The organism is Streptomyces sp. NPDC017993, from assembly GCF_044328065.1.
Lineage (GTDB): Bacteria > Actinomycetota > Actinomycetes > Streptomycetales > Streptomycetaceae > Streptomyces.
This window is the reverse complement of record NZ_JBIRGO010000006.1, coordinates 229,536-246,608: the sequence shown is the minus strand read 5'-3', so window position 1 is coordinate 246,608 and position 17,073 is coordinate 229,536. Positions and strand designations below refer to the sequence as shown.

General features: G+C 68.5%; 18 protein-coding genes and 2 pseudogenes. 10 read left to right on the top strand and 10 right to left on the bottom strand.

Annotated features, from left to right (window positions below):
- The first annotated feature begins 33 nt into the window (after positions 1-33).
- From ACH4FH_RS13090 to ACH4FH_RS13075, 4 genes are all read left to right on the top strand, one after another.
- Positions 34-1,719, top strand: coding sequence for a hypothetical protein (locus ACH4FH_RS13090; protein ID WP_398555870.1), 1,686 nt, complete (start codon positions 34-36; stop codon positions 1,717-1,719).
- Positions 1,716-2,300 (top strand): hypothetical protein, encoded by a 585-nt coding sequence (locus ACH4FH_RS13085; protein ID WP_398555869.1) that lies wholly within the window; start codon positions 1,716-1,718, stop codon positions 2,298-2,300. The genes ACH4FH_RS13090 and ACH4FH_RS13085 overlap by 4 nt, the downstream gene beginning before the upstream one ends.
- Before the next feature lie 89 nt (positions 2,301-2,389).
- A complete protein-coding gene (locus ACH4FH_RS13080; RefSeq protein WP_398555868.1) occupies positions 2,390-2,959 on the top strand; it encodes a DUF3558 family protein in 570 nt (189 codons plus the stop codon).
- A gap of 247 nt (positions 2,960-3,206) precedes the next feature.
- Positions 3,207-3,971 (top strand): ankyrin repeat domain-containing protein, encoded by a 765-nt coding sequence (locus tag ACH4FH_RS13075; RefSeq protein ID WP_398555867.1) that lies wholly within the window; start codon positions 3,207-3,209, stop codon positions 3,969-3,971.
- Positions 3,972-4,452: 481 nt separating this feature from the next.
- On the opposite strand, the gene ACH4FH_RS13070 is transcribed toward ACH4FH_RS13075, so the two are convergent.
- The 5 genes from ACH4FH_RS13070 to ACH4FH_RS13050 all read right to left on the bottom strand — a co-directional run bounded on the left by ACH4FH_RS13070 (position 4,453) and on the right by ACH4FH_RS13050 (position 8,043).
- Positions 4,453-5,220 (bottom strand): dienelactone hydrolase family protein, encoded by a 768-nt coding sequence (locus ACH4FH_RS13070; protein ID WP_398555866.1) that lies wholly within the window; start codon positions 5,218-5,220, stop codon positions 4,453-4,455.
- Positions 5,221-5,410: 190 nt separating this feature from the next.
- Entirely contained in the window at positions 5,411-6,175 is a 765-nt protein-coding gene (locus tag ACH4FH_RS13065; RefSeq protein WP_398556071.1) for an SAM-dependent methyltransferase, read from the bottom strand.
- 151 nt (positions 6,176-6,326) lie between these two features.
- Positions 6,327-6,800, bottom strand: coding sequence for a hypothetical protein (locus tag ACH4FH_RS13060; RefSeq protein WP_398555865.1), 474 nt, complete (start codon positions 6,798-6,800; stop codon positions 6,327-6,329).
- Between the two features lie 115 nt (positions 6,801-6,915).
- The gene (locus ACH4FH_RS13055) at positions 6,916-7,260 is read right to left on the bottom strand and encodes a hypothetical protein (RefSeq protein WP_398555864.1); all 345 of its coding nucleotides are present in this window, start codon (positions 7,258-7,260) and stop codon (positions 6,916-6,918) included.
- 135 nt (positions 7,261-7,395) lie between these two features.
- Entirely contained in the window at positions 7,396-8,043 is a 648-nt protein-coding gene (locus ACH4FH_RS13050) for a formylglycine-generating enzyme family protein (protein ID WP_398556070.1), read from the bottom strand.
- Between the two features lie 354 nt (positions 8,044-8,397).
- On the opposite strand from ACH4FH_RS13050, the gene ACH4FH_RS13045 reads away from it, so the two are divergent.
- On the top strand, positions 8,398-9,027 hold the full coding sequence (locus tag ACH4FH_RS13045; protein WP_398555863.1) for a DinB family protein: 630 nt from the start codon (positions 8,398-8,400) through the stop codon (positions 9,025-9,027).
- Positions 9,028-9,219: 192 nt separating this feature from the next.
- Here the strand turns inward: ACH4FH_RS13045 and ACH4FH_RS13040 are convergent, their stop codons facing one another.
- Together ACH4FH_RS13040 and ACH4FH_RS13035 are read right to left on the bottom strand one after the other, a co-directional pair.
- Entirely contained in the window at positions 9,220-9,567 is a 348-nt protein-coding gene (locus ACH4FH_RS13040) for a VOC family protein (RefSeq protein ID WP_398555862.1), read from the bottom strand.
- A 244-nt stretch (positions 9,568-9,811) separates the two neighbouring features.
- Positions 9,812-10,630 (bottom strand): PP2C family protein-serine/threonine phosphatase, encoded by an 819-nt coding sequence (locus ACH4FH_RS13035; RefSeq protein WP_398555861.1) that lies wholly within the window; start codon positions 10,628-10,630, stop codon positions 9,812-9,814.
- A gap of 90 nt (positions 10,631-10,720) precedes the next feature.
- Between ACH4FH_RS13035 and ACH4FH_RS13030 the strand changes: the two genes are divergently transcribed.
- On the top strand, positions 10,721-11,494 hold the full coding sequence (locus tag ACH4FH_RS13030) for a class I SAM-dependent methyltransferase (RefSeq protein WP_398555860.1): 774 nt from the start codon (positions 10,721-10,723) through the stop codon (positions 11,492-11,494).
- Here ACH4FH_RS13030 and ACH4FH_RS13025 read toward each other — a convergent pair.
- Positions 11,491-12,279 (bottom strand): annotated as a pseudogene (locus ACH4FH_RS13025) (IS5 family transposase); the annotation flags it as partial. The gene ACH4FH_RS13030 and the pseudogene ACH4FH_RS13025 overlap by 4 nt on opposite strands.
- A 201-nt stretch (positions 12,280-12,480) precedes the next feature.
- Positions 12,481-13,047 carry a YdeI family protein gene (locus ACH4FH_RS13020; protein ID WP_398555859.1) on the bottom strand — a complete coding sequence of 189 codons (567 nt, stop codon included), beginning with the start codon at positions 13,045-13,047 and terminating at the stop codon, positions 12,481-12,483.
- 99 nt (positions 13,048-13,146) lie between these two features.
- Here ACH4FH_RS13020 and ACH4FH_RS13015 point away from each other — a divergent pair.
- The 3 genes and pseudogenes from ACH4FH_RS13015 (at position 13,147) to ACH4FH_RS13005 (ending at position 15,532) form a co-directional block, all read left to right on the top strand.
- Positions 13,147-13,612 (top strand): annotated as a pseudogene (locus tag ACH4FH_RS13015) (GNAT family N-acetyltransferase).
- A gap of 36 nt (positions 13,613-13,648) precedes the next feature.
- Positions 13,649-14,458, top strand: a complete 810-nt coding sequence (locus tag ACH4FH_RS13010; RefSeq protein WP_398555858.1) for a DUF6333 family protein — start codon at positions 13,649-13,651, stop codon at positions 14,456-14,458.
- A 207-nt stretch (positions 14,459-14,665) separates the two neighbouring features.
- Positions 14,666-15,532 (top strand): GyrI-like domain-containing protein, encoded by an 867-nt coding sequence (locus ACH4FH_RS13005; RefSeq protein ID WP_398555857.1) that lies wholly within the window; start codon positions 14,666-14,668, stop codon positions 15,530-15,532.
- Positions 15,533-15,568: 36 nt separating this feature from the next.
- On the opposite strand, the gene ACH4FH_RS13000 is transcribed toward ACH4FH_RS13005, so the two are convergent.
- Positions 15,569-15,955 (bottom strand): TraR/DksA family transcriptional regulator, encoded by a 387-nt coding sequence (locus ACH4FH_RS13000; RefSeq protein WP_398555856.1) that lies wholly within the window; start codon positions 15,953-15,955, stop codon positions 15,569-15,571.
- 658 nt (positions 15,956-16,613) lie between these two features.
- Here ACH4FH_RS13000 and ACH4FH_RS12995 point away from each other — a divergent pair.
- A complete protein-coding gene (locus ACH4FH_RS12995; RefSeq protein ID WP_398555855.1) occupies positions 16,614-17,009 on the top strand; it encodes a hypothetical protein in 396 nt (131 codons plus the stop codon).
- Positions 17,010-17,073: the final 64 nt, after the last annotated feature.

The following is a 17,073-nucleotide window of genomic DNA, read 5'->3' as shown; positions in this document are numbered from 1 at the left end:
TAAAGGGAGCGGAGTTCGTCCATCGGGGGATGTATGACCGTGCCTGAGCAGACTGCCGCGTCGCCTTCGAGGCCGGCGCCGCAGCACACCCGCAGCGAGGCCACCCGGTTGCTGTGCGCGGGTGTCTACTTCGACAGCGAGTTCCGCCGTCGCGTCATCGAGCAGCTCGTCGAGCACGAGGAGCGCCCGATCGCGCCCTCGCTCGGCATCGATGCCTTGCCGGTCCTGGCGCATGCGTTGCGTGCCCGCCGCCGGGAGGCGGAGATCGGGATCGTGCTGCTGGGCATCTGGGCGGTGTTCATCGTGTTCGGGCTGTCCGGGATCGGCTCGGCGACGTTTTTGCCCATCCCGTGGTTCCTGGCGTACGGGCTGGTCTGCTTCGTGCCCTGGTTCGTGCGCGGGGGCAGGGGATCCGTCTTCCCCCTCGGACGCGCCGTGCTCAAGGAGGCGACGCGCGGCCGGCTGAAGGCGGTGCTGCCTGTTGTGCCGTCGGCCGTGGGGCTCCTCTACTGGGCGGCGGTGCTCTTCACGCTGTTCAGCGGCGGTGACGCATGGGCGGCCGTGTTCTTTCCTGCCCTGCTGGTGCCGCCCGTGTGGGTGCACCGGGTGCACATCGTCTCCGTCATGCGGGACACGTTGAGTCGCGGTGCCTATGCCGAGGCGCCCCGCGAGGAGCTGCCGGACAGCGCCTCGTACCGGCGCATCGGCGCGGCGATCGACCGCGAACAGTACGCGAGCCTGGCGATCTACGACCCCTTCAGGCCCTTCGTCGGAGCCGGCGAGCCGTACAAACCGTGGTCGCTCGTCATCGAGTTGAAGTGGACGCCGCAGGAGTCGCCGGAGAAGCACCTGGACCCGACGCGGGGTTCCGACGCCGGGGCGGAGGCCGGCGCTGACGAGGTGCCGCTCACCGGGCGCGAGGTCATCGACCTCATCAAGCCACGCCTGGAGGCCCTGCGGACGTCGGCGGCGGCCACCAGCCGCGACCGGCTCCGCTCCCTCGAAATCGACGAAATGGTCTTCCTGCCGGTCGGGAGGGAGCGAGGTCACATCGACTACGATCCCGCCAGCGTCCGGCAACACCTCGACGGCGCCGTCGGCGAGGGCGGCGAGGCGCGCCGGCACTTCCTGCGTGTCCGCGTCGGGGCATGGGACGAACAGGTCGGGGTCTCCCTCCTGGTCCGCGTCCACACCCAGGGCGGCATGCTGGTCCTGGAGGTCGTACCGCACGTACTCACCCCGGTCCGCCCGGAGTTCAAGTCGGTGGACGTGATCGCGGCGGGGGATGCGGCGGGGCCGCTGCGCGACGTCGTGCGCAGCCTGCTCACCAGCCCATCGGCGGGTTTCGCCGCCGGGATCTCCCTCCTCCACACCGCCGTCTCGGTCTTCCGCACCTGGTTGACGATGCCGCAGTACGCACTGCCGGACGGGCCGGCCGCGTCGGTGCGGGAGCTGGGGAGCGTGAAGGAGGTCTCCTTGCTGCAGGAGATGGACATCAGCCGGTACGTCAAGACGTTGCAGGACCGGATCGCGAGCGGGGTGCGCGAAGCGCTGCACACAAAGGGCTACGAGATGGGCGAGTTCGAGCAGTACATCGTCAACGTGAGCGGGGGCGGGGTGTTCATCGGGGAGATGAGCGGCGGCGCGGTCGCGACGGGCGAGCGGGCTTCGGCGAAGCAAGTGGATGCGGCTGTGGACGCGAAGGGTGGTCGGCTGTGACAACGGGGACGCAAGAGCCGGAGGAGGGCGAGGAGACCGTCGCCGCGTCGGCCAACTCGACGTCGCCACAAACGGGTTCAGGTGGCATCAGTGTCGGCGTGTTGACCGGCGGCGCGGTGGCGGCCGGGGAAGGGGCCACCGCCGAGGACCGCTCGCGGCGCGTCGGCCGGCCGGCGCCCCTGCCGTCCTCGCGCGAGAGCGGGGGCCCGCCCGTGGTGCCTCCGGCTGTCACCGGCGGCGTCAGCATCGGCCTCATGGCCGGCGGTGCTGCGGCTTCCGGCCCGCACGCCCGAGCCCTCGACGCCTCGACGCAGTTGATCGACGCGTCCCCCGAACTCCTCATGGCAGTAGGGGCCCTGCGCGAGCAACTGCGCCTGCTCAGCCCCAGTGACGAGATCTCCGAGGTCGATACCCAACTCGCCGAGGCCGAGGAGGAGATCGGCGCCGTGGGGCAGGTGCGGCGTGACCGCCTGCAGTGGCTGCGCGAGCGTCTCGACCTCGGCGCTACTGCCGCGGCCTCCCTCGCCTCCGCGGCGGTCGTCGTGCAGCAGATCACGCAACTCCTTGGAAATCAGGGGTAGTCGGCATGAACCAATGGGATGAGGACAGGCAAGTCTGGGTTGAGTCGGCTCACCGGGACGCTCCACCACCAGGAAGCAGATCCCGGCGCATGCTGATCGTGGCGATCGCCGTGGTCCTGCTCTCCGCGGCGGCCGGTGGAGGAATCTGGCAGCTGGCGAGCGATGGCAGCAACGACAGCTCGGATCCCATGGGCGGTTTCCCGGGCACCATGCCGTCCGGCGCACCGTCCGCCACCGAACCGTTGTCGACGACGTCGGCCGTACCGGGCTCCGCTCTTGACCCGTGCACGGCGGTCGACACCGCCATGGCCAGGCAGTGGGGCCTGGGCGGGGGCCGGCCCGAGAGCGTCGGCAACGGCGAATCCCCTATGAGGATCTGCACCTGGGGGCTCTACGGCTCCGGGACCACGGCGTCCGGCACGTTCCGGCTCATCTATGCGAAGGACATGCCCGTGTCCCCGGAGCCGACGCCGATATCGGTTGCGGGTGTCCCGTCCGCCAAGGCCAGTGGGAACGACAACGGCTGTGTGGTCCAGTGGCCCACGTCGTTCGGTCAGGCGCTCGTGCACGCCGCTCGGGTCAGCGACGGTGCGGGAGGAGATCTGTGCCGCCTCGCCGCTGACTTCGCGAGCGCCGTCGCCATCAGGGTGCCGAGCTGAGGGTGCGCGGTGGTGGGCAGGGGTTCCCTGGGCTCGGCCGTCCCGTAGTGGTCGGGGGCCACCTCGTACTCCCGGAGTCGGATGCAGGTACATCCTCCGGTCTGACGAAGTAGTGCTGGAGTGGTGCCAGGCTGGAGGCATGCCTACCGGCCCGGCGTCGTCGGCAGTGTGGAGAGCGTCTTCTCCCGCGTCCCCACGCCGTGCGCAAGGAAGGTACGGAAGAGGCAAGAACGAGGAAAGGGGCGGTGTGGTCAACGCGCTGACCGATCAGCTGATCGACGCCATCTACGAATTGGCGCCGGATCGAGTGGAGGAACTCCTGAGCAAGGGGGCCTCCCCGAGTGCGGCCGACGCGGATGGTGAGACGCCGCCCCTGTACCTGGCTGCGGTATCGGGAGCGGCCGACATCGTGCGCCTGCTCCTCGAAGCAGGAGCGTCGCCCGACGCGGAGAGCAGGGGCGAGCCCGGGACGGAAGGGCTGCCGCTGTGCGCGGCGGCGTGTTGGGGCCACACCGAGGCGGTACGCGAACTCCTCGCCCACGGCGCCGACCCCAATCTCAGGGAGGATGACGGCACCGGCTACACCGCTCTGCTCTGGGCGGCCACCAATGGTCGCCACGACACCGTCCATCTCCTCCTGGAAGCGAACGCAGACCCTGACGCCGGCTGTGGCGACCGCACCCCGCTGATGGCCGCCGCCGAATTCGGAGCAACAGGCATCGTGCGGGACCTGCTGCGCCACGGCGCCGACGCCCACCGAACCGACAAGCAAGGCCGCACGGCCCTGGACCAGGCCAGTACGTGGTGTGGCAAGGACATCGAAACGGAGCTGCGCGGGCAGGCGAAGATCGGGCCGGACGACACGTGCGAGTCCTCCCGAACCCCGCGGCCCGACGGCACCGAACTGGTCGTGTTCACCGTCACTGCGTTGGGCGGAGGCGGCGCGTCGTGGGAGAAGGAGACAGGCCACGCCGCTATCGCGGATCTGCTGAGGGAACACATGTCGCGGTGACCGCACCGCTTGATCGAACTGGGTGAACTCACCTTTCTGAAGCGGGAGTTAGGCGGCGCGACGCAGCATCCGTCCACCGCTGTGCCCTCTCCCGGCCGCCCCTGCCGAGCCTCAACCTCAGGTCTTGCTCAGACCGCCGTGCGCGTCAGCCCGTACCTCGTAGACTCGCCGCAATGGACGCTTCGATCGGAGGACCGATGAAAGACACCTTCACCCACCTGCCCTCCCGCATCGCCACTTTCCTGCTGCACGGGCGCCGTCCTCGGCTCGATCACCCCGACGCGCACAGGGCCGCTCGGACCAACCGACACGACGGTCTCATCAATCACTACTGCCCCTCTTCCCCCGCCGGCGGCTCAGCGGGAATGCAGGGACCCTTCTGACGGAACGGCGTGGCCTTCGGCCGAACGACAGCCGTCCGGCAACGGCTGTCCGGTCTTCGGCCGGCGAGGGATGTCCGGGCTTCGGCCGCCCATCGGTGTCAGAGCGTGCGCCCGAAGAGTTCCAGCAGGTCGTGCCAGTGACGGTCGTTCGCGTTGGCGTCGTACGCGGCAGTGTCGGTCTGGGTGAAACCGTGGTGGGCGCCTTCGTACAGTTCGCTGCGGTAGCGCACGCCGGCGGCGTCGAGCGTCTGCTCCAGCCTCTTGATCTGGTCGGCCGGCAACGACGGGTCCCGGTCGGCGTGGCCGAAGAACAGTTCCGCCGTGATGCGATCGGCGAGCCGGTGCGGACTGTCCTCGGCGTCGGTGGCCAGGCGCCCGGCGTGGAAGGATGCAGCGGCCGCGATCCGTTCGGAGTAGGCCGCGGCGGTCCGGATCCCGAGGACGCCACCCATGCAGTAACCGGTGGTGCCGACCGGCCCTTCGGCGACCAGGGGATGGGCAGCCAGCCAGTCGAGGTAGGCGCCGGCGTCCCGCATCGCCAATGCAGGGGTGAGCGCCGCCATCACCGGACCGAGCTGTTCGAAGATCTCCGGCCGCTGGGAGGGATCGATGAGGTCGGGCAGGTCCACCAGCGGTGCACGCCCGGAGCGATGGAAGACGTTGGGCACCAGCACCGTGTAGCCGTGCCCGGCCAGCTGCCTGGCCATCGCCTCCAAGGACGGCCGCAGTCCGAAGGCATCCATGTACAACAGGACCCCGGGGTGCGGCCGGCCGTCGTCAGGGTGGGCGAGATAGGCGTCGGCGACACCGTCCGGGGTGGGGAGGTCCAGCGACATTCCCTGCACGTTCGTCCTGTCGGCTGCCATCTGCGCACCTTTCCTCGGGCTTCCCGGGCGGCTCGCGAGGGCGGACGGCTCGTCCGCAGGTCGCCCGGACGACGGATTCCACAGTAATCAACACCTTCGCGCGACAGCATCCCTGGCCGGCGGTAGCGGATTTGCTCTCCTGCGCCTCGAATCAGCGGCTTGCCATGCCGTCCGCCTCGCGCGAGGTCCTTCAGTTCTTGCGCGCGGTGATCAGGGCGAAGCTGAGGAACTCTCCGCCGTCCGTGGTGAGCATGTCGATCACCGGTTGGTTCGATGTCCGGCCGTCCGGCCGGTAGTCGGCGCATGCTTCGGCCCAGAGCAGCCAGTCCCGCCAGCCGTCCTGTTGCAGTCGTGCGGACGTGACCGTCACCAGGTCGGTGATCTCCCATTGGAAGCGCCACCACTCCGCCGTGTGCCAGGCGATCGCTTCCCATCCGACCAGTTCCTTGATGTGGGGAGGGATCGCACCCAGCTCGCGGACCTCGCGGGTCATCCCGGGCGTGGCGATGCCCAGCTGCCCGCCAGGGCGCAGGAATTGGGCCAGATAGGGCAGGTAGCCGTCCGCGGTGCCGAAGTACTCGAAGGCATCGATGCTCACGATGGCGTCGAAGGTGTTCTGCTCGAACGGCAGGGCATGTGCCTCCGCGTGCACAGCCGCCACCCGGTCGCTGACGCCGGCCTCGGCGAAGACGGCTGATGCTTCGTCGGCACCGATCCACCAGTCGGAGGCGACGACCTGCACTCCGTACTCGCGGGCCAGGAAGACCGACGTCGCCCCCTTGCCGGAGCCGAGGTCGAGCACCTTCATGCCCGGGCGCAGATCAAGGTTCTGCGCGAGGTCCTCCAGCAGCCACAACGGGTGGGGCCCCATGTCCAGCGAGAGCAGCCAGGCCGGGTCATAGCGGGACGAGCGCGGATAGCGGTCGGGGCGTATGAGGGTGTCCAAGAGAGTCACGATCACCGACCCAAGCGGACCACAGGTGCACCTACAACTTCATTTTGGCAGGGTGACCGCCCCTCTCTCGGCATCGGGGGAACACACTCCACGGAGATCGCCCGGACAGCCCCTGGCCGGCGGACACGCCCGAACTGGCCGACGGCTCCTGCTACCGGGGCTCGACTTCGAGATACCAGTGGCGACGTGGGCCCCGGTACTCCAGCGCCTGCCACCCCAGCGGCCGCAGCACAGAGCTGCAGCGTCGCAGTTCTTCCTGTTCCTGGTGAGCGGCGCCGCTCCCTGGAGGGCCGAGCCATTCGACTCGCGCCACCGCAGGTGGCCCGGTCGACGCGACGCGGTAGCCGGTGGTGACCCGCTGCCCGTCGGCGCCCACTGCCGAAGGCGGAATTCCGGCGGCCTCCAGGCACAGTGCGATGGCGCGCACCGGCTGGCGCCGCTCCCATTCGGCGGGCGTGGCGAGAGGCTCGGCGGCCTCCACGTTCATCAATGTCCGGATGTTCAGCAGCGCGTCGAAGGCAGCCTTGACCGTGGCAGCTCGCTGCGGAGACGGGGCACCAGGCGCCTCTTCATCGCCGGTGCGGACCTCAAAGGCCGGGGCCGAGCCGTTCCCGGGCTCTGTCATTGGTGTCCCTTGGTACGCGGTAGGGCAGGCCCCGGGATGGTCGGGGGGCTGGGCTCCGGGCAGGTCGTGCAGGTCGTACAGGAGAGCAGGGCAGGGCAGTCAACTGGCCCACAAATCACAGCAGTCGGCGCCCCATCTTCGCCGACTGCCGCTCCCGCCCTTTGGTGTACCACCACTCTTCCAACAAGGCGTGGACGAGGTGCACAAGCCCACCAAGCCGATCTGGATCAGGGGAGGGGGAAGTGAAGATATCCGCAAAGGACTTGTCCTCCCAGGGCAGAGTGAACTCCCAGCGCTCGTCCTGGTGATCCGGACGCACCACGGTGAGCCAGTAGGTCAGCGTGAGGCTGCGGTTGGGGTGATGCTCGACCAACAGATCCGAGATGCGGAAGCTGATCCGGCCGTCACCGGTGGTGTACGAGCGAGCCAGAGCCCGCTCAGCCGGCGTCTGCGCCACCATGCGACCACCCGCCCTCTCGGTCATCTGATGGGGAACAAGGTCTCTGTACAAGATTGCGACACGGGTCGATGCGAAACCCCAACTCCTCCCGGAACCTCTCCCGGACGACGGCAGTTCCCTGCGAGCAACCGGCCCTCATGCCACGGTTCGCGCGAGTCGGAAGCCGAGATCGTCGATGGCGAACGAGGGGTGACTGCGGCGACGTACCGAGGCACCGCAGCCGCGCGCCGACTCAGCCCAGCCCCCGCCGCGGAAGATGCGGTAGGACCCGTAGACCTCCTCGTCGTAGAGATCCCAGCACCACTCCCAGACATTGCCCAGCATGTCGTGCAGCCCCCACGGATTCGGTGCCTTGCCGCCGACCTCGTGGACCCGGCCATCGGAGTTTTCCGCGTACCAGGCGATGTCGTCGATCTCTCCGTACCGGTACCCGCTGGTCCCGGCCTTGCAGGCGTACTGCCACTCCGCCTCGGTCGGCAGGCGGTAGCCGTCGGACGACCGGTCACAGGTCACCTCCCCGCTCTGCGGGTCGCGGGAGTACACCTGGTTCAGTCCGGAGACGGCCGATATGCGATTGCATACGTCGATCGCGTCGAGCCAGCTGATGTTCGTCACGGGCGAAGCTCCGCTCCCGGAGGGATCGAGGTCCACCCCTGTGACGGCGCGGTGGAGATCCGTCGTCACGGGGTACCGCCCGAGCAGGAAAGGAGCGATTTCCGCTTGCCAGCGGGTGCCGCGCCGGTCGTCGCGGAGATCCACGACGCCACCGGGGACATCAACCATCGAGGGGACCGTCGAGTCGACGGTGAGGGGTTGGGGTTGCACGTGGGGGCCTCTCTGTCCGAAGCGACCACAAGGTCGTCGCGAGCCTCACGATACGCAGGCGGAAGTGGGGCCGTTGTGGCATTTGGCGTCGCCTGGACTGCTGCTTCGGCCCGATGTCGGCGGGCCGCCCCTCAGGAGCAGATCGGGTTTGAGCGGACCAGCAGGTGCCCAGCCACATCGCGGCGAGGACTCATCGGTAAAGGAAGGGGCCGGCGGCTGTAAAAGAGAGGCCGGTTGCTGCCGGTTGTGCCACGCTGGCGAATCCTCGCTTCGTCCTCAGTTCGTCCTCCGCCCAACGCCTACCGGCTCGCTATGGGAGTGTCAGTGACAGCGCCTCGCCTGGACCCATTGCTCGAGCAGTTCGACTTCGCGTGTGAGCGCCTGGCCGGCCGCATGACGGGTCCGGTGATGGACAGCGGCGACGGTTCGGAAACCGCGGTCTGCCCCATGACCGATGAGGAGTTCCTCTGGGAGCCGGTGCCGGACTGCTGGTCGGTTCGCCGACGTGCGGACGGACCGGGCCCGCGCGCGACCCTCCTGGCCGGCGCCGGTGACTGGGGCCGCGATGCGGCCTCCTACCCGCACCCCTGGCCGCCGCCCTTCACCACCATCGCGTGGCGTCTGAGCCACCTCAGCGAGATGCTTTCCCTCCGGGCCGATCACACGGCCGGCGGACGCAGCCTCACCCGGGACGACTACCCCATCAGCGGGGACGTGGCAGGTGCGGTCGCGGCCTTCGACGCCGGCGCCACGGCCTGGCGGAAGGCGCTGTTGAGCATCGACGACGCCGCGCTCGACACCGTCGGATACTGCACCTACCCGCACGGCAGTGACCCGGAGGACCCGTTCATCGACATCGTGTGGTGGGTCAACCAGGAGGTCCTGCACCACGGAGCCGAGATCGCCTTGATCCGCGATCTGTACCGCGCACGACAGCGCTGACCCCGCGACCAGCGGCACGCGTTCAGCCGGAGGAGCGTCACGCGGGCGAGCGCGGGCTCAACGGCCTCCATCGCTTCCCCGAGCCGGCGCCACGCCTGCGACAACTGGCGATCCCCTACGAGGCGACGGTGCTCGACGCAGTCCTACAAGAGTGGCCGTGAACGGCACCCTCGCGGCCGAGCGGGAGCGATGTCAGCGGTGGCTCAGCACGTTGACCACCCGGCCGTTGGGGTCGCGGACGAAGAACCGCCGCACCCCCCACTCCTCGTCCTGCAGGGGGTGAACGATCTCCGCTCCGCTGTCCCGCACGACCGCGTAGGCCGCGTCCACGTCGTCCACCTCGATACTCATGTCGGGGGCGACCGGTGCGGTTTTGTCGCTGGTCATGAAGCTGATTTGCGCCGCTGGAGCGGACGGGGAAGCCAGCGTCATGATCCAGCCGTGGTTCATGACCTCCTCGAACCCCAGCAGCCCGTAGAACTCGCGGCTTTCCTGTGCGGCCTCTGACGGGATGACGGGCATGACACGACGAACAGCCATCGACGACTCCAGGTGAGAACGACATGTCTTAGAGACCCTCCAGGAGTACTACGGCACACCCGCCGCCGCTGCACCTATTTCGCCGCAGGCACGGCCGATCCTGAAGGGAATGCATTCTGCGTCATCTCTCCGAGGCCCTTCGAGGCCGATGGCGACGGGCGTGCGAACTACCTCGGTGGTTGCCGCCCTCTTGAGTCTGCCGGCCATCGGCGACGGGGCGAAACGGCACTGGAGCCGGGTCCGCTCACACGGGCATCTTTGTGACGGGGATGAGCACCGCGGTGACGTTGTCCTGCCCATCGGCATCGAGGGCATACGTAACCAGCGCCCGCGCCTCGGGCAGGAGCCCGCTACCGGCCGATGGCGAGGGGCGATGACGGGAGAGCTGGGCGCGCAGTCGCTCGGCCTCCGGCATGCAACGCCACAGCCCGTCGGTGCACAGCAGGAGGCGGCCCGCCGTGGCGGGCCGGTAGCTGCGCACCTGCGGTGCCGGCTCGTCGGCATCGGCTCCCAACCACGCGGCGAGAGCTTCATGCTCGCCCGTATCGTCCTCGGTCAGCGCCATCCCGGGCCCCTCGTCCGGAAGCCAGTACGCCCGGCTGTCCCCGATCCAAGCGCTCCAGACGCCCTCCGGGCCGGCGATGCCCGCAACAAACGTGCAGGCCGGTGCGGCGTCCGGCGACGATGCCAAGGCCGCGACAGCGTGTGCCGCGGCAACGGCGGCTCGGCTCATAGCCGTCTCCGGCAGAACACCTGCCCTCAGCTGCGCCGCCGCGGATGCCACACCGACTTCTGCGGCCACTTGGGCTGCTCGCTCCGATCGGGGCGACAGGGAAACGCCGTCGCAGACGACACCGATCGTCCACCCGCCGGCGATGACCAAGGCCATGGCGTCGGCGTTGATGCCGCGCTGCGTACCGCGGTCGCTGACGCCCGCCGCTCCGCCGTCTGCCGTGATCTCCACATGCGACCGGAACGCCGGCTGCGCTGCACCGCAGTCCCAGCAGTGGCCGTCGGGCGCAACGGTTCCACCGCACAGGCCACACTCCGGAATCTGCGTCATCGCTCCTGAATCTTTACCCATGAATCTGACAGCCCTGCAGAAGGAGACCAGGGCCTGTCCGGCGGATCATTTGACTTCTAGGCTGCGACGATGGACCGAGTAACCGATGTGCCCGAGAGCCTCGCCCAGTCCGCAGATCCGGCCGGGGTGAATGACTACGACAGCTTCGCCGAGGCGTACTCGGCGGAAACCGAGAACAACCTCGTGAACGCGTACTACGCGCGGCCCGCGATGTTAGCCCTCGCCGGAGACGTGGCCGGCCGCCGGATCCTGGACGCCGGCTGCGGCTCGGGCCCCCTGTCCGCTGCACTACGCGACCGCGGTGCGGTCGTCACCGGCATCGACGCCAGCGCCGGGATGCTGGCGCTGGCCAGGCAGCGGCTCGGTGACGACGTGGCCCTGCACGTGGTCGACCTGAGCGACCGCCTGCCGTTCGATGACGGTGCGTTCGACGACGTGGTGGCGTCGCTGGTGCTGCACTACCTGGAGGACTGGGGGCCGACGCTGGCCGAGTTGCGGCGAGTGCTCAGGCCCGGCGGCCGGCTGATCGCGTCGGTGGACCACCCTTTCGTGGCCTACACGATCCAGGATCCTCGGCCCGACTACTTCGCGACCACCAGCTATACCTTCGACTGGACGTTCAACGGGCAGTCCGTCCCGATGAGGTTCTGGCGCAAGCCATTGCACGCGATGACCGATGCCTTCACCACCGCCGGCTTCCGCCTTTCCGTCATCAGCGAGCCGCAGCCCGACCCGGCCGCCCGTGAACTGTTCCCCGACGGCTTCCATGACCTTTCGACCAAGACCTGCTTCCTGTTCTTCGTCGTCGAGGTACCACCGTCGGCTACCGGCTCGGACGTCTAGCCAGTCGCGGAACACGAGCGGAGCCAGAGTCGGATCGAGGCGACGATGACGGTGCTGTGGAAGATGTAGGCGCGTTTGTCGAACCTCGTGGCCACAGCCCGGAAGTTCTTCAGGGCGTCGATTGTCCGCTCCAATTCGTTCCTGCGCTTGTAGATCCTCGTGTCGAAGCCCGACGGGCCGGCCGCCCTTGCTGCCACGGGCTTGCCGGTTGGCCCGCTGATTCTGCGGCTCGGGGATGGTGTGCTTCTGGGCGTCGTCTCAGGTAGCGACGGTTGCGGCGGGACGAGTACGCCTTGTCGCCGCCGAGGTGGTCGGGCCGGGTGCGCGGGTGTCCGCCGCCCGGCCGGCCGACGCGGATGCGTTCCATGACCGGGATGAGCTGCGGGGCATCGCCCCACTGGCCCGGGGCGACCAGCAGGGCCAGCGGGCGACGCCCGCCCTCACCGACGATATGGATCTTGCAGCTCAGGCCGCCCCGGGAGCGTCCGAGTCCCTCGTCGGGTCGGTGCTGCCGGGGCGTGCGTCTTTCCCGGCAGCCGGGGCACGCTCCTGCGGGCCCCGGCGGCGTGCTGGTGGGCCCGGAAAGTAGTCGACTCGACGCTCACCATCGACCAGTCGATCCGACCTTCCGCGTCGGCGTCAGCCAGGACAGCCGGGAAGATCATGTCCCACGTGCCGTCCGCCGACCAGCGTCTGTGTCGCTCGTACACGGTCTTCCACGGACCGAAACGTGCGGGCCGATCCCGCCATGGCATCCCGGTGCGCAGCCGGTACGAGATCCTGTTGGCCCTAATCACCCATAGAGCGGCGGTGCGTCCGCCGGTACGGAGCCGCCGAGTGAATTGACGCAGTCCGCGATCGGCTCGGAACCGGGCATGGCTCGATGGTGAGTGCCTGCGCCATCGCGGGTGGGGGTGCGCATACGTCATCAGAGTCGCGAGGACGAAGAGGGCGCCGTCGGGACCTCGGAGCACTGCCTCGGTCCCTCATTGTTTCGTCAGCGTCTGCAGTGCCCTTTCGAGCCTCGCCTGCCTGCTCTCGGGTGTATGCGCCTGAAGCAGTTGCAGGATGACCTGGTAGCGGCCGGTCTTGTCGAGTGCCTCGAACGCTTTCTTGGCCTCAGGGCGCGCTTCGAGCGCCGCGGCGAGGTCGGGCGGCACCGTCGCCTTCTTCTGCGACTCGTAGGCCCGCGCCCATCGCCCGTCCTCCTGCGCCCGGCGTACTTCGGCGAGCCCCGGTTCGCGCATCCGTCCAGCGGCGTCCAGCATGGCCACCTTGTCGACATTCACCTGTGACCACAGGCTCTTGGGCCGACGCGGCACATACTTCTGCAGGTAGTACTGCTCATCGAGAGAACGCCGCTGCCCGGAGATCCAGCCGTAGCACAGCCCGATGTCGACCACCTCGTCATCGCTGACCGTCGGAATGCCGGATCTCTTCTTGGCCATCTTGATCCACACGCCTTCGTGGCGCGTGTAATGCTCTGCCAGCCAGCTCTCGAACGCCTCGGCGTCCGCGAAGGCGATGATCTCCACTCCGTCGAGTTCATCCATCCGCTCAGGCTATAGGCCCCCTCTGACAAATGATCACGGCATGATTCCGGAAGTCGGCGGACCTGAAACCGAAAACCCCGGCGCGGTAGCGTGGCGATCATGGTGGACTGGGATATACGCCCGGCGTCGGTGTCGGACGTCGAGACCGTGGCCGAGTTGCGTGCCGTGGTGCTGCGTGCGGATCTGGAGGGGCTCGGGCGGTACGACGAGCAACGGGTGCGGCAGCGGCTGCGGGACGGATTCGACCCGGTGCACACCTGGGTGATCGAGGTGGGTGGTGTGTTCGCAGGCTGCGTGGCGCTGCGACCGGGCCGAGGACGCCCAGTGGCTGGAGCACTTCTACCTCGCCCCGCACCTTCAGGGCAGTGGCATCGGTTCGGGCGTACTGCGCCGGCTGCTGGAGCGGTGTGACCGCAACGGTGTCCTCGTCAGGTTGAACGTGCTGCAGGGCAGTCCGGCCCGACGGCTTTACGAGCGGCACGGGTTCACGGTCGAGACCGAGAACCCCGTGGACGTATTCATGGTGCGTAAGCCCGGCCAAGACTGGACGGACGATTGGGCGTGAGTTTCCCCGCCGGCGCCCGTTGCTGAGACTCCGTTCATGGTGACGCCTCGTCAAGAAACAGGAAGCACGCCATTGTCAGAGGCCGCAGCTATGGTGGCCTTCGTGATCGAGACCTCGTTCTGGAACCACCCGCCCGACACGGCCGTCCGCAGTTCGCATTCCGGCGAATACACCATCACTCTCCTGGACCCGCCTCTGCCCGAGAGCACCGCCGTGTCGCCGCCGCACGATCGAGGGCGGGCACGCGCGTTCGCGGAGGCTTTCCCGACGGTTGCCGCGGTACTGGAAGAACTTCCTCCCATGCCGGCGTCCGAGACCCTGTTTGCGGACACGCGCGCGGACCTGGATCTGATCACGATCGGGTGCTGGGGCGGCATGACCCGCATATCCGATCCGGCCCTCGCCGCGTACGACTGTGGAACTCCGGTCCTGGACGAGGTCAGTGGCCTCCACGAGCGTTACCCGGGTGCTCTCGTCGTAGGGTCTGCTTCGCCCGACTTCGGCGAGACGCACACGGAGGACGTGATCTGTCTCCCCGACGGTTCGATGCTCTTCGCGTCCGGGTCGCCTGCTTACGAAACCCCGTGGCACGTCGACGGCGACCCTCACGCCATCCTGAACGCCTTCGGTATCGACCTGGCCGATCTGACCGAGGAAGATCGCGATGACCTCGCCCTGGGCGGAAAACCACACCTCACCAACTGGGAGATGCTCGGAGCGGTGGTCCTCGACCACTGTGGCCGTGGGCGCATCACCGGGCTTGAAGTATCCGTCTTCCGCGTCCGCCACACCGAGGAATACACCTCGCTGATGGAGGAGATGTGGATGCCGATGCACGCGGCATGACGAGTAAGGCGCATCCGAAGTGTCGTGATCGCGGGCACAGACGCAGTGTTACGGCGAGCCCAGGGTGTGAACGGTGCGGGCCTTCGGCGACCTGCCGCACCCGACCGGACCGGGCACATGCGTACCCGACCGGACCGGGCACAAGATGTCGGGTCCGGTAAGGGGGTCCCTCCTTAACGTGAAAGAGCGAAAGGGAAGGAGGCCACGGTGCTGGAGCGGCTGAACCAAGCCATGGAACACATCGAGTGCCACCTTGATCAGCGGATCGAGGTGGCCGACCTGGCGGCGATTGCGGTGACGTCGGAGTACCACTTCCGGCGGCTGTTCTCCGCGCTGGCGGGGATACCGCTGTCGGAGTACATCCGGCGAAGGCGACTCACCGTCGCAGGGGCGGAAGTACTCGCGGGCAACCGGACGTTGCTGGAGGTCGCGGTGCGGTACGGCTACGCCTCGGGGGAAGGGTTCGCGCGTGCGTTCCGCCTCATGCACGGCGTCGGTCCCGGCGAGGCCAGACGGTCCGGTGGGAGTCTGCAGTCCCAGCCGCGGTTGACCTTCCGTCTCACCGTCGAAGGGAGTAGCAGTATGCGATACCGGGTTGAGGAAAAGGACGAATTCCGTGTGGTCGGCAGGAAGGCGCGGGTGCCCCTCGTGCACGAGGGGGTGAATCCGGCCATCGCCACCTTCATCAGGGGCCTCGGTCAAGAGACGCTGGAGCGCATCGAGAGCCTGTCCGACCAGGAGCCGGAAGGCATCGTCTCGGTGAGTGACCAGCTGGACGAGAGCCGCGCCGAAGGAACCGAACTCGATTACTACCACGGGGTGGTGACCCGCGCTGCGGTACCGGAGGACATGGAGTCGCTCACCGTCCCGGCAGGGATGTGGGCCGTCTTCGAGAGTTCCGGGCCGTTTCCGCAGGCGCTCCAGTACCTGTGGCGGGACGTATTCACGCAGTGGTTCCCGTCCAACCCTTACCGGAGCCGGCCGGGACCGGAAATCCTGCGCACCCGGTTGACGGCGGACGGGGCCCAGGCGGAAGCGCAATTGTGGATCCCCGTGGAGCGGACAGCGGCCTGAGCCCTGGCGCGCGGCGGCCTCGGCTGCCGCGCGCAGTCACTTTCGTGTGCGCGCGCAGGCGATGCACGTCCTCGCCGTCGGGCGCGCGGTGAGCCTGGCCGCGGGGATCGGTCCTCCGCAGCTTTCGCAGACCCAGTAGTCGCCGGTCTGGACGCGTTGTGCGGCCCGGTCGAGATCGTCGAGGTCGCTACGGGCCTGCTTGAGCATGTCTCTCAGCTGGGCTCGTTCGAAGGCGACCGTGGCGCCTTCCGGGTCGTGCTCGTCGTCGTTCGCGGTCAGCGCCGATGCCTCCACGACGCCGTCCCACGTGCGCGACAACGACTCGATCAACCGCGCGGTGGCGGCCCGGGACTCGCTGATCAGCTCACTCGCGGCCCGGCGTTGGGCGGCCGTGGGGCCGGCAGGGTTCGTCCGATCCTCCATACAAACGTAGCGAATCGGGCGGACTGATTTATTCCTGCGTGGTCGTCTCCAGGGTTCCAGGGTTGGGCTTCCGTTATACGTCGGACGGTTGGCGAGGGCCTTCCCGGGCGGTCGCACCCCGCGGTCTGGGCGGTCGCACCCGCGGCCCCATCCGGGCGTCCCGACCAGGTGGGCCGTGTCACCCCGCGTCCACGGTAAGCGAGCGCGGTCGCGCGGTCGAACTGTCGCACCACCTGCGGCAGAGCCTTACGGACGGTCGCCGGCCGCGCTGGGAGCATCCGCTCATCAGTACCCGCCGGTCCAGGGTGCGGCCGTCCTGTCGGGTGAGCGTACGGGCCGCCCGTAGAGCGTCTACCGCCGGCGCTGACGGCCCAGCGGCGCGCCCGGAGCCGCCCGAGCTGTCCGGGGGATTCCCTTACCCGGCGTCGGAACCGGCGGAGGAGAGAGCGGAGGCGCCACTTCGCGCGCGTCACGATGACCGCCCATGTTCGGCGCGCCGGCGTGGTTGTAGGCGGGAGGTGATCGGGTACGCGGTCCCATGTGCCGGGTGGCGGTTGCGTCGCCAGGCAGCTCACACACCACAACGCGTTGCGTTCCCCGGTCCATCGAAAGGCCGGGTTGCGCAGCTGCAAGCACGACTCGGAGAGGAAGGCCCACAATGTCGGACGCGGAAGAGGCGGCACAGACAAATCAGGGTGCGGCCCGGGTTCAGGTGGAGGTCACCGGCTGCGCAGCCGAGGACGCCCATACGGTCTTCAGCGCACTCAACACGGTTTTCAGCTCCGACCGGGCGACCGACGATGCACCGCGCGGCTCGGCGGGGACGGGGCCGACCGTGTGGGCCGCGACCGTTGACGTCTCGCAATCCCCGGCCCCCGCAGAGCCCCGTCGGCTGACCGGGCCGGTGAGTGCCACCTTCCAGGGCGGCTACTGGGCTGTCGACCGCCTGCGCGCAGGTCTGGCATCGGTATTCACCGTGGAGGACGTCGGTTCGACTTCCGGAGATCAGGAGCAGGAAGTTCAACTGCGGCTGGTGCCTGCGCAGGCGGGCTAGCAGACGGCCTTTTTCACCGTGAGGGGCAGTGGCCCTCACACGCGGCCGCAGGTGGGGGAATGGC